Source organism: Luteolibacter sp. LG18 (assembly GCF_036322585.1).
Classification (GTDB): domain Bacteria; phylum Verrucomicrobiota; class Verrucomicrobiia; order Verrucomicrobiales; family Akkermansiaceae; genus Luteolibacter.
The window spans coordinates 2,470,709-2,481,729 of record NZ_AP024600.1; the positions used below are offsets into that span (position 1 = coordinate 2,470,709).

At 64.0% G+C, this 11,021-nt stretch carries 11 protein-coding genes; 3 read left to right on the plus strand and 8 right to left on the minus strand.

Features of this window, described 5'->3' with window-relative positions; all coding sequences use genetic code 11:
* Window positions 1-15 precede the first annotated feature (15 nt).
* Together llg_RS10330 and llg_RS10335 are read right to left on the minus strand one after the other, a co-directional pair.
* Window positions 16-195: a hypothetical protein gene (locus llg_RS10330; RefSeq protein WP_338289809.1), complete on the minus strand. Its 180-nt coding sequence runs from the start codon at window positions 193-195 to the stop codon at window positions 16-18.
* Window positions 196-409: 214 nt separating this feature from the next.
* Window positions 410-2,614, minus strand: a complete 2,205-nt coding sequence (locus tag llg_RS10335; protein WP_338289810.1) for a family 20 glycosylhydrolase — start codon at window positions 2,612-2,614, stop codon at window positions 410-412.
* Between the two features lie 205 nt (window positions 2,615-2,819).
* On the opposite strand from llg_RS10335, the gene llg_RS10340 reads away from it, so the two are divergent.
* Window positions 2,820-4,223 (plus strand): Nramp family divalent metal transporter, encoded by a 1,404-nt coding sequence (locus tag llg_RS10340; RefSeq protein ID WP_338289811.1) that lies wholly within the window; start codon window positions 2,820-2,822, stop codon window positions 4,221-4,223.
* A 28-nt stretch (window positions 4,224-4,251) separates the two neighbouring features.
* Here llg_RS10340 and llg_RS10345 read toward each other — a convergent pair whose 3' ends face one another.
* A complete protein-coding gene (locus tag llg_RS10345) occupies window positions 4,252-5,205 on the minus strand; it encodes a DMT family transporter (RefSeq protein WP_338289812.1) in 954 nt (317 codons plus the stop codon).
* A gap of 172 nt (window positions 5,206-5,377) precedes the next feature.
* Window positions 5,378-6,184 carry a LuxR C-terminal-related transcriptional regulator gene (locus llg_RS10350; protein ID WP_338289814.1) on the minus strand — a complete coding sequence of 269 codons (807 nt, stop codon included), beginning with the start codon at window positions 6,182-6,184 and terminating at the stop codon, window positions 5,378-5,380.
* A 293-nt stretch (window positions 6,185-6,477) separates the two neighbouring features.
* On the opposite strand from llg_RS10350, the gene llg_RS10355 reads away from it, so the two are divergent.
* Window positions 6,478-6,843 (plus strand): winged helix-turn-helix domain-containing protein, encoded by a 366-nt coding sequence (locus tag llg_RS10355; protein ID WP_338289815.1) that lies wholly within the window; start codon window positions 6,478-6,480, stop codon window positions 6,841-6,843.
* 440 nt (window positions 6,844-7,283) lie between these two features.
* Here llg_RS10355 and llg_RS10360 read toward each other — a convergent pair whose 3' ends face one another.
* From llg_RS10360 to llg_RS10370, 3 genes are read right to left on the minus strand one after another with little or no spacing between them, the layout of a single operon-like run.
* Entirely contained in the window at window positions 7,284-7,856 is a 573-nt protein-coding gene (locus tag llg_RS10360; RefSeq protein WP_338289816.1) for a hypothetical protein, read from the minus strand.
* A complete protein-coding gene (locus tag llg_RS10365) occupies window positions 7,853-8,080 on the minus strand; it encodes a hypothetical protein (protein WP_338289817.1) in 228 nt (75 codons plus the stop codon). Before llg_RS10365 ends, llg_RS10360 begins: the two co-directional genes overlap by 4 nt.
* A gap of 39 nt (window positions 8,081-8,119) precedes the next feature.
* Window positions 8,120-8,977, minus strand: a complete 858-nt coding sequence (locus llg_RS10370; RefSeq protein ID WP_338289818.1) for a carbon-nitrogen hydrolase — start codon at window positions 8,975-8,977, stop codon at window positions 8,120-8,122.
* Between the two features lie 109 nt (window positions 8,978-9,086).
* Between llg_RS10370 and llg_RS10375 the strand changes: the two genes are divergently transcribed.
* Window positions 9,087-9,215, plus strand: coding sequence for a hypothetical protein (locus llg_RS10375; protein ID WP_338289820.1), 129 nt, complete (start codon window positions 9,087-9,089; stop codon window positions 9,213-9,215).
* Window positions 9,216-9,496: 281 nt separating this feature from the next.
* Here the strand turns inward: llg_RS10375 and llg_RS10380 are convergent, their stop codons facing one another.
* Window positions 9,497-10,864 (minus strand): alpha-L-fucosidase, encoded by a 1,368-nt coding sequence (locus tag llg_RS10380; protein WP_338289821.1) that lies wholly within the window; start codon window positions 10,862-10,864, stop codon window positions 9,497-9,499.
* Between the last annotated feature and the right edge of the window lie 157 nt (window positions 10,865-11,021).

Here is an 11,021-nt window from a genome sequence, read left to right on the forward strand (position 1 = left end):
GCAGGAATGCGTGTGCTACAGAACGTCACACAGGTTCGCGTAGCCGGGCAGGTCCGCGGATTGTTCGTCATTGGTGAGGATGACGAGGCCCATTGCCGCGTGGTCGTCGGTGGCCAAGGCTTCGGCGAATTGGGCTCCGGCGGTCGTGGCGGAGGGCGAGAGCAACGCCCCGTCAGCGCGATCGAAGCCGCCCACCCGCGGGCCGCAGCCTACGCGCCGGGATCGATTCTTTGATCAAGGAGTAGGGACATTCCTGTCCCGTTCTTTGAACTCTTGCCAGCGAAGCTGGGTATCGATTTGAAAACGGGACAGGAATGTCCCTGCTCCTTGGCACGGATGGCTCGCTCGGCTGATTCGAGCGAGCCCCCCGTGCTCCGCCGCGAGGGCTCACAAGCAAGGAATGCTTGTGCTACTGAGCCTTCTTCAACAACACGACCCCGTTGGAGTCGCTGCCTTCGTCGCCGTAGATGGCGGCGCGGATCTTGAAGGCGGCGCCGGTTTCGTAGCGGTCGATCTTGAGACGATAGACGTTCTTGTCGTTCGTTGCGCCGGTGGTGCCGTGGTGGATGTCTTTCGCCACGCTGTCCTGGTTGAGGAAGACCTCCACCGAATCGATGTCGAGGCGCTGCTTGCCGCCGGTGAACTGGAAGGTGACCTCGTAGGTGCCCGCCTGGTTGATCTTGCCGGTGGCGTCGAACTCGACGGTGAGCGGCTTGCGGTCGCCGACCTTGCCGGACTTCCACTCGCCGATGGGTTCGCCGGATTTCGCGAAGCGGTTGTCCGCGGCCTTCGCTTGGAACGGCAGGCTGATGTGGCCGTCCGAGTTCACCGCCACGGCGCGGAAGTCGGATTCCTTCTCCACGGTCACGGGCTTCGTGTAGGCGGGGGAGTAGGCGAGCGGCCAATTGCCATCGGTGGTGTAGCGGATGCCGCCGCCTTCCACCTGGGAAACGGCGGTGGCGGTGAGCTTGCCATCGCTGCCTTTGGCGAAGGTCACCTGCGGGATCGGCAGGCGGTGGTTCCATCCGGCGGCGGCGTAGCGGGCATACTGGCGGGCCATGCGGGCGGAGAAGTCCTTCCAATCGCGGCCGGCCTTCGGCGTCCACGTCACTTCGGCCAGGGCGGCGGCGCGGGGTAGCATGAGATACTCCAGGTAACGCGCCGAGCGGTTCTCATCGAAGGGCGTGGTATCGGCGAGGAAGGGCTTGTGCAGGAACTGGTCGCTCCACAGGCAGCCCTCGGCACCGAGCACGGTCTTTTCCTGCTGCGGGGTGAGGCCCGCCGGGGTGGGGTGCCAGTCGTAGGCCTGCTGGAGGGAAATCGGCGGCAGCCAGCCCGCGCCGGGCACCTCGCCGGGCTCCTTGCTTTCCGGCACGTCGAAGTAGCAGCGGTCGGTGAGCGCGAGCACCAACGGGTTGCCCCGCTTCGCTCCTTCGGTCACGGCCTTCGGGTCGTGCCACGGCATCAGGCCCGCGGTGGTGGACACGCCGCAGCCGAGGATCTCGTCCCAGCCGAGGATCTGGCGGCCTTTCTTCTTCAGGTAATTCTCCACCTCGGTGGTCATCCAGCCCTGGAGCTCGTGTTCGCTCTTCAGCCCGAGCTCCTTCATCTTCTTCTGGCAATCCGGGCAGGACTTCCACTTCGGATACTTCGCCTCGTCGCCGCCGATGTGGATGTAGGTGGAGGGGAAGAGCGTGCACATCTCGTCGAGCACGTCGTGGAGGAACTGCCACGTCGTCGCCTTGCCCGCGCAGTAGAGGTCGTCCGAGATGAAGTGGACGGCGGGAACCTTCTGCTCCTTACCGGTGCAGGACAGCCACGGGTAGGCGGCGATGGCAGAGAGCGTGTGGGCGGGCAGCTCCAGCTCCGGGACCACGGTGATATTACGATCCGCGGCGTACTTCACGATCTCGCGGATGTCGTCCTGGGTGTAGAAGCCGCCCTGGCGGTTCGGCCCCTCGCCGCGGAAGGCTCCGATCTCGGTGAGCTTGGGATACTTCTTAATCTCCAGCCGCCAGCCGGCGTCGTCGATCAGGTGGAAGTGCAGCACGTTGAGTTTGTGCGCCGCCATGATATCCAGGTAACGGAGCACGAAGGCCTTGTCGAAAAAGTAGCGGGAGGAATCGAGCATCATGCCGCGCCACGGGTAGGACGGCTGGTCGTCGACGCGCACCGCCGGAATCGTCCACGCCTGGCCGGTGACCTCATGGTCCGAGTAAACGGCGGGCGGCAGGAGCTGGAGCAGCGTCTGCACGCCATTGAAGACGCCCGCGTAGGCCGGGGCGGTGATGGTGGCTCCGGCGGCGGTGACGGCGAGCTTGTAGGCCTCGTTGCCCGGGGCGGCGGAACCTTCCACGCGCAGGGTGATGGCGGGGCCGGTGGCCTGCGGCTGGATGGCGAGGCGCTGGCCGGTGGCCTTGAAGAGCTGGGCCGCGAGGATCTTCGCCGCCGGTTGGCTGGCGGCGTCCGCCACGATCACCGTCTGCGGGGTGAGGGTGAAGTTTCCGGTGTCCCGGGTCAGGGCCACCGGTTTCGGGATGACCAGCGGAGAGGGATCGGCGGCGAGTCCGGGCAGAACGGTGGCAAGAACGAGGAGTGGGAGTGCAAAACGCATGACGAGAAGGCGGTGATACAAAAAAGGAACGGCCACCAAACGGAGCAGCTGCCGCGGTCATTTCAACCTCTTCTTCATGGGCAATTCTGCCGACAAACGGGAGGAAAGAGGGGCTCGGTTCTCCTTTCCTCGGTTATGAATTTTAGCTTCGGCTAAAATATGGGGTTGATCCGTAAATTTTCAGGGGTAAGAAGTCCCCAGCGTCATGTCCGATCCGGCCGCCACCTTCGACACCGATTCCACCAGTCGTGAAGATACCCCGTGCCGAGGCCGGGGCTGGCGCCATCAGGGCCGGGAGAGCTTGCCGGAGGTCTTCCGCTCGATCCGCGTGCCGCAGAACGCCTCGTGGTGGCGGAAGTTGCTCGCCTTCGCCGGTCCGGGTTTCCTCGTTTCGGTCGGCTACATGGACCCGGGCAACTGGGCGACCGACCTCGCGGGCGGCGCGAAGTTCGGCTACACGCTGCTCTCCGTCATCCTGATCTCGAACCTGATGGCGATCCTGCTCCAGCACCTGTGCGTGAAGCTGGGCGTGGTGACGGGCCGCGATCTGGCCCAGGCCTGCCGCGACCATTACCCGAAGCCGGTGGCATGGGCGCTGTGGGTGCTGTGCGAGGCCGCGATCGCCGCGTGTGACCTGGCGGAGGTGATCGGTTCGGCCATCGGCCTGCAATTGCTCTTCGGCATCCCGCTGGTGACGGGCTGCGTGATCACGGTCGCGGACGTGATGATCGTGATGCTGCTGCAGAACAAGGGCTTCCGCTACGTGGAGGCGCTGGTCATCACGCTGATCCTGACCATCGGCGGCTGCTTCGCGGCGGAAATGATTTTCTCGAAGCCGGACCTCGGCGGCATCGCCCGCGGGTTCGCGCCCTCCGCCGAGCTGCTGCACAACAAGGAGATGCTCTTCGTGGCCATCGGCATCCTCGGAGCCACGGTGATGCCGCACAACCTCTACCTCCACAGCGCGATCGTACAGACACGCGATTTCCAACGCACTGACGAGGGCCGGGCGGAGGCGATCAAGTATGCGACCATCGATTCCACCGGCGCGCTGATGTTCGCCCTCTTCATCAACGGCGGCATCCTCATCCTCGCGGCCGCGGCCTTCCATTCGAAGGGCATGCACGAGGTGGCGGAGATCCAGGAGGCCTATCAGTTGCTCAGCCCGGTGCTGGGCGTCGGGGTGGCCAGCACGCTCTTCGCCGTGGCGCTGCTCGCCAGCGGCCAGAACTCCACGCTTACCGGCACGCTCGCCGGGCAGATCGTGATGGAGGGCTTCCTCAACATCCGGCTCAAGCCATGGGTGCGCCGCCTGATCACCCGCCTCATCGCGGTGGTGCCGGCCGTCGTGATCATCGCGATGTTCGGCGAAAAGCAGACGACCAACCTGCTGATCTGGAGCCAGGTGATCCTCTCGATGCAACTCGGGTTCGCGGTGGTGCCGCTGCTCATGTTCACCGGCGACAAGGTGAAGATGGGGCGTTTCGCCAATCCGCTGTGGATCAAGGTCCTCGCCTGGGTGTCCGCGGCGATCATCATCGTGCTGAACGTGAAGCTGCTGGTCGATTTCTTCGTGCCGGAGGCCTGGCGCGCGGCGATCGGGCTGTAGGTAGCACAAGCAGGAATGCTTGTTACTACTAAGGTGCCGGCGCGATCGACGGATCGTGCGGCGGGCGTCTCCACTGCATCAGCACGTTTGCGGCGAGGATCAGGGAACCGCCTGCCACCAGCGAGAAGGTCAGCGTTTCATTCGGATAGGAAGCCCCCACGAACCCACCGAGCCACGCGGGCAGCGCCAGCGCATAGCCCGCGGTGAAGACCGGCTCGATGGTGTAGATCAGTCCGGCCTCGGTGGCGGAAACGCGCGGCTGCCAGATATTCATCAACAGGTAGGCGCCCACCGAGCAGAACAACGCCAGTACCGCCACCAACGCGAACGCGGGCCACGAGGCTCCCGCGGCGATCATTGCGCCGGACGTGGGGGCCAGCAGCCACGCGATCGGGATGAACAGGAGGGCGATGGCCGTGCACATCACGAAGGTCACGGGCAGCCCGCGGTTCCCGTCGTAGCGCGGGTTTTCCAGCGTCAGGATCTGGAAGGTGAAAATGCACGCGCCCACCAGTGTCTCGATCTCGCCGCGTCCCAGCCGCAGGTCCCCGGGCTTCAGGCCGGCGAGGATCGCGCCGCCGATCATCACCAGCACGGTGGCCCCGACCACCCGGAGGGTCGGCCATTGGCGCAGCCGCAGGCACGCCCACAGCGGTAGGATCACGCAGTAGGCCTGCGTCAGGAAGGCGGAGGTGGAGGCGGCCGTGTAGGCCAGCCCATCCGCCTGCACCGCCATGCCAAAGCCGCCCCACAGCGCGAGCAGCAGCCCTTGGCGGAGTTCCCGGCGGGTCGGCCGCACGCGGTGGAGCAGCGGCAGCAGGATCAGCGCGCCCAGCCCGAACCGCCCGACCTGCATCCAGGCCGCGAGGAAGGCGCTCGAAGCCTCCGGAATGCGGAGCGTCTGCTCATAGTGCAGCGCCTTCACCACGGGGAAACTCAGGCCCCACAGCGCGCAGGCGACGATCAGGAACAAAACGGGCATCTCGGCCCGAAGGTAGGCCTGCCGGGGAATGCTGGCCAGCAACATCCGGAAGCCCGCCGCCTTCCCCCGACCCGCTGTCTGTCATGAGCACCGGGCCGGAGGGTTTCGGCGGGTCACTCGACCTGCGTGGGTGGAACTACCGGGAACCGCCGGGATCGCCAATTCCCCAAAACTAGGGGGTATCCCGGCCATCTCCCACCCGGAAGCGGGCAAGCAGTTCCGGCGTGGAGCGCACGCCAAAGTGGGAGAACAGCGTCTTGATGTAGTCGTTCACCGTGTGCACGGAGAGCGTGAGATCCGCGGCGATCTGCTTTCGCGAGCGGCCATGCAGGAGGTGCGAGAACACCATCCGGCAGCGAGGGGAAAGGGCCGGCAGCGACCGGGATTCCTCCACCGGCAGCCCCTCGATGTGCAGCCAATCGACCTCCGAGAGCAAGATATGCGCAATCTTCGATTCGCGCTGGGTGAACGCCGGCTGATCCAGTTTCCGATAGATGCCCACCGAACTCATCGCCCCGCGTTCCAGCGGGCGGAACGAGAGGATCAGCGGGCCGAGCCCGGCGTCTTCCCATAACTGGCCGACCGACGAGCCGCGGAAGCGCTCGTCCGAGACGATCTGTTGGCGATGGCGGGTCAGGTGGCCGCCACCGGCCTCCAACTCCAGAATGAAGGGCATGGTCATTTCGCCGCTTTCCGGATGCTCCACCGCCATCAGATAGGGTGGCAACTGGTCCGGGCGGAGACCACCCGTCTGGTGATAGAGATAGACCGGCTGCTGCCCGGGGATCTGGGAGGGTGCGGCGGCCCAGACCCAGGCCTGGGCCTCGATCATGCGGCACAGCCCTTCCATCAGGCGCTCGCGCTTGCGGTTCACCGGCCCTTGATCCGTCGCCACTTCCGCCAGCAGACGGACAATGGCACGCACATCCCCGTCGTCCAGCGGTAGATCCGGGTTTTCAGGATGTGAGGATGTATCCACGGGCGGGACCGTGTGCTAAGGATCAATGTTTGGGGAAATGTTTTTGTGCATGTGATGACAACTTTTTTCGGTCTGCGCTGGAGGTGGTTTTCTGAATAGCTTGGGGATTGGGTTGTGATGTTGATTTTCAGTTTGTTGTGGTTGTTTATTGGTAATCCAATAGTTACCGATCATAGGCAATTGAATAGGTAAAACAGCGATTACGGGAGATGCATGCTGCATCTAATATTACTCATCGCGGTTACGGTATTGCCAAGTCAGGTGATAACACCTAGCCTTTGGGGAGAGTGGAGATGAGCGGTACGAAGACCAGATTGCGGGCAGGCTTGAAGGAGCAGGGAAAGGCGATTGCCGGTGCCCGCAAGCCGCTGGCCCTCGGCCATCCGGTGCGCTGGGCCCTGATTCGGGAAATCGCCACCCATGGGGCGCTGCCGGTGAAGGAGCTGGCGCTGCGCCTCGGTGTGGACCGGCCGGCTCTTTCGAGCCATCTACCGCAGTTGCTGGAATGCGGAATCGTGGACGTGTTTCCTGATCCAGGTGGCGACGCGCGTCGCCGCTGCATCGGCCTCGCCGCCACGGCGGTCTGCCATCAGAACGGCCACGGCCTGGAAGTGGACTTCGGCGAAATGGTGGTGCGCTTCGGAGAGAAGGAGGGGTGAGGTTCCTGCCCCGTCATGTCACGGTGTTCCGATTCCTTCGTCGCCGTGCCACTTCAAGGAAGGCGATCCCTGCGAGAAATAACGTGGTGATCAGCCAATGGGGTACGAACAACGAAGCCCAATTGGAGCCCAATTGAACTGAGCAACCTCCCAACCATGGAAAGCCGGTCATGTGGCGTGAGACGATCGTGTCTTGGTCCCAAGTGAGATCGTCTTCGGGCAAGCAACGGCTGGTTCCTGCCCTCCAAGCACTCGGTGGAAGCGACAACATCTTCGCGTAAAAGCGGCAGTCCACCTGTCCGATTGTGAGATGGGTTCGGCCGATTTGCATCCACGCACACGAATCCATCCGGATGGAGTCCCACCAGCTTCCGAGCAGGCAAGCGAGGACCACCAGAAGTAAGAGACCATGGCGGGATTGATGAGGCTGGAGCACGTGGTCAGTCCTCCCAGGCCGGTGCGGCCTCGGTCTTGGCCTCGGCAAGGACATCGAGGGTGCCGTGTTCCGCGCACCATTTCTCGATGTAGGACCAGTCGAGGGCGGTTCCTTGGACTTGCAGCACCGCGACGGCATCCGCGAAGTCCTTGGGGCGCTTTGCGCCGTTGGCCCAGCGCAGCTTCTGAACGATCACGTCCTCGGCGGTGGGTAGCCAGACGCTTGATCCGGGGAAGATTTCGATGAAACGACGGCGTTCGAAGCGCGACTGGTCGTGGGCGTCATTGCTGAGATGGAACAGCTCGATCTGAAACAGGCTGTCCTTCACCCGGAGAAGTTCCTTGCGGGTGGATGTCACCATTTCGAAGCCCATCTGCTCTTCCATCACGATATGAGGAGGGAGCACGCCCGGTAGCTGTGCCCAGCCCGAGGAGGGAAGGTGGAGAACGAGATCCGCGTCCTTGGTGGATCGAGGAACGCCATAGAAATTCGACGAATAGGAGCCCACCACCATATAGGGGATCGCGGCTCCGTCGAGAGCCGCGGTGAGTGCCAGCAGGGCGTCGGTGCCGCTCATGCCGAGGCCTTGTTGGCAAGGTCCAAGCGGCGGCGCAGCTCCTTCATGCGGCCAGCTTCGTCCAAGTCCGGTCGCTGGTGGGCGATGCCCGCCAGTGTCCACAGGCAGGCTTCTTCAAACAAATCGCCCCCTGCCCGGAATTTCATGCCGGGTGGCATCAGCCGGGCCTGTCGGACTTTGGCCAAGTCGGCGGCACGGGCATCGGTTGCGATAGAGATGCTCATCGATGGCAACATAGATCACCGGATGGGGGATGCAATCCCTCAGCTCCGCCAGCGCTTGGTCAGGTCGCCGTAGGCGTCGATGCGGCGGTCGCGGAAGAACGGCCAGATGCGGCGGAAGTCCTCCACCTGCTGGAGGTCCACGTCGTGGTAAAGGATCTCCTCGTTCTCGGTGGAAGCCTTGGCAACGATTTCGCCGTAGGGATTGGCTACGAACGAGCGGCCCCAGAACTCGGTGTTGTCCTGGCTGCCGGTGCGGTTGACGGCGGCGAGGTAGCAGCCGTTGGCGACGGCGTGGCCGCGCTGGACGGTTTCCCAGGCGCAGTGCTGGGCATCGCCGAGGGTTGGCTTTTCCTCCGGCAGCCAGCCGATGGCGGTGGGGTAGACGAGGAGCTGGGCGCCGCCGAGGGCCATCAGGCGGGCGGCCTCCGGATACCACTGGTCCCAGCAGATCAGCACGCCGAGCTTGCCGAACTTCGTGTCCCACACCGGCCAACCGGAGTCGCCGGGGGTGAAGTAGAATTTCTCCTCGAAGGCCGGGTCCTGCGGGATGTGGGACTTCCGGTAGAGGCCGAGCAGCGCGCCATCCGCGTCATGGATGGCGGCGGTGTTGTGGTAGAGGCCGGGTCCGCGTTTTTCGAAAAGGGAGGAGACGAGCACGATGCCCAGTTCCTTCGCCAGCGCGCCGAGACGGTCGGTCAGCGGGCCGGGCAGGGGATCGGCGAGGTCGAAGAGGGCTGGATCCTCCACCGTGCAGAAATAGGGCGTCAGGAACAGCTCCTGGGTCACCACGATGTTCGCGCCCCCCGCCGCGGCCTCGCGGATCAGCGTCTCATGGTGGGAGTAGGCTTCCTCCTTGGTCGGGAACGTCTTGGACTGGAGCAGGGCGAGGCGCGGCATGGCGGGAGAACCTGAACATGGTCACCGCGGCGATCAACGTCGAACATCGGGGCGTGAAAAATCCGCCAGCCGTGCTTGGGTTTCCCGCATGGAGAGCGATCCACCCGCCGTGAAAGCCGAGCCGCAGCCGTGTCACCTCTGCGGACAGGAGGCTGCGATCGTGATCGAGGGCGAGGCGTGGTGCGCGGGTTGCCTGCACGCCCAGGGTTCGTGCTGCGGGGAATCGGAGATGGAGTGAGTTGAGCCTTCAGGCGAGGAGGGTCTTTAGGTAGAGGAGGGCGGAGGCCTGAAGAGTTTGCTGGTTTGCAGTGTTCAGGAAGAGAGGACGGGCGGTCCAGAGCCCATTCCTCGGCCTCCAGCTCTTTCCTTTTGCGATTTTTGCGCCTCTTTGCGGCTAAAATCTCACTAGCCTCCGCCTCCCTCTAAAGACCCTCCTCGCCTGAAGGCTCAACTCCTTCAAAAAGCCGCCGTGTTCCCACGGCGGCCTTTGATTGAAAACCAGTCTGTTATCCGGTTCCCTCAATCCACCTTGATCACCGTCGCGATCGGATCGGCGAGGGTTTCCGGCAGGGTAATGGTGGTCTGGTCGCCCTCGGTTTTCAGCTCCAGGGCCTTGCCGCCGTCGAGCAGGGTGGCCTTGGCGGCCTTCACCGGCAGCACGATGGTGCCGGTGTCCGGGCGCTTGAAGACATGGAGGTAGAGGGTGGAGCCCTTCTTGGTCACGCGGCCGTCGAAGGGGACCTTCTCGAACGGGTTGGCCTTGGTGCCGTAGATTGCCTCGCCGTTCTTCTTCAGCCACGTGCCCATGGCCTCCATGCGCTCGATGCTTTCCGCGGGAATGGTGCCTTCGCCGGTGGGACCGACGTTGAGCAGGTAGTTGCCGCCCTTGCTGGCGATGTCGATGAGGTTGCGGATGAGCTTCTCGGTGGACTTCCACTTGTCGTCGTGGTCGGAGAAGCCCCAGGTGCCGTTCATGGTCATGCAAGTTTCCCAGTCGACGCTGCCGAGGCCGTTGGCGGGGATGTTGTTCTCCGGGGTGACGAAGTCGCCGTACTGCGGGTCCATGCGGTCGGTGACGTTGTGGGTGCCCATGCCGCTGAAGCCGGCCTCCGGACGGCGGTAGAGGCGGTTGTTCATGATGATGCCCGGCTGCTTGGCGCGGACCTCCTTGATCAAGTCGGCCGCGCCCCAGGCCGCGTCGCCGTCGAACTGGGTGGAGCTGTAGTCCCACCACAGCACATCCACCTGGCCATAGTGCGACATGAGTTCGTCGACCTGGCCGTGGAGGAACTGGATGTATTTCGCGTGGTCGCGCGGCCCGGTGGCCTTGGCCGCGGCCTGCTTGGGATAGGGCAGGCCCTTGGCCGCCTTGAAATCGTAGTCCGGGTGGTGCCAGTCGATGATCGAGTGGTAGAAGCCGACCTTGAGGCCCTCGGCGTGGAGGGCATCCACGATCTCCTTCACCAGATCACGGCCGGTGACGTCCTTGCCATCGTAATCGGTGAGCTTCGAATCCCCCAGGAAGAAGCCCTCATGGTGTTTGGTGGTGAAAACGACGTACTTGCAGCCGGCGTCTTTCGCCAGCTTCGCCCATTCCTTGGCGAAGCCGGGTTTCGGGGCGAACTTCGGCTTGGCCGTCTGCGCGTAGGTGTCGGTATCGACCCCGGCGAGGCTCTGCAGCCACTCAACGCCGCCGCCGTAGGGCTTCCCGTCCCAATTGCCGGCCAAGCCGGAGTAGAGGCCCCAGTGGACGAACATGCCGAAGCGGGCCTCCCGCCACCATTGCATGCGGGCATCGCGCTGCGGTTCGGTTTCGGCGGCTCGGGCGGGCATGGCTTGGAGGGTGGTGAGGGCGGCGGCCAGGGCGAGGGCGGTTTTGCGGATCATGTGAATGGTGGGAATGGTGGGAATGCTTGGGAAATTTGGGGAATGGTGGAGAGGGAGACGTCTGCTGGCGATGGGGAATTTCGACAGAGTGGGGTTGCAAACTGCCAAGTTTCGTTTTGCAGCGGCGGATTTCACAAGTGATCGCAGACAAATCTCC

Excerpts from the sequence above, each read along its gene's own strand:
- llg_RS10345 (WP_338289812.1), bottom strand. The coding sequence starts at position 5,205 with ATGCCCGTTTTGTTCCTGATCGTCGCCTGCGCGCTGTGGGGCCTGAGT.
- llg_RS10340 (WP_338289811.1), top strand. The coding sequence starts at position 2,820 with ATGTCCGATCCGGCCGCCACCTTCGACACCGATTCCACCAGTCGTGAA.
- llg_RS10380 (WP_338289821.1), bottom strand. The coding sequence starts at position 10,864 with ATGATCCGCAAAACCGCCCTCGCCCTGGCCGCCGCCCTCACCACCCTC.
- llg_RS10355 (WP_338289815.1), top strand. The coding sequence starts at position 6,478 with ATGAGCGGTACGAAGACCAGATTGCGGGCAGGCTTGAAGGAGCAGGGA.
- llg_RS10335 (WP_338289810.1), bottom strand. The coding sequence starts at position 2,614 with ATGCGTTTTGCACTCCCACTCCTCGTTCTTGCCACCGTTCTGCCCGGA.
- llg_RS10365 (WP_338289817.1), bottom strand. The coding sequence starts at position 8,080 with ATGAGCATCTCTATCGCAACCGATGCCCGTGCCGCCGACTTGGCCAAA.
- llg_RS10360 (WP_338289816.1), bottom strand. The coding sequence starts at position 7,856 with ATGAGCGGCACCGACGCCCTGCTGGCACTCACCGCGGCTCTCGACGGA.
- llg_RS10370 (WP_338289818.1), bottom strand. The coding sequence starts at position 8,977 with ATGCCGCGCCTCGCCCTGCTCCAGTCCAAGACGTTCCCGACCAAGGAG.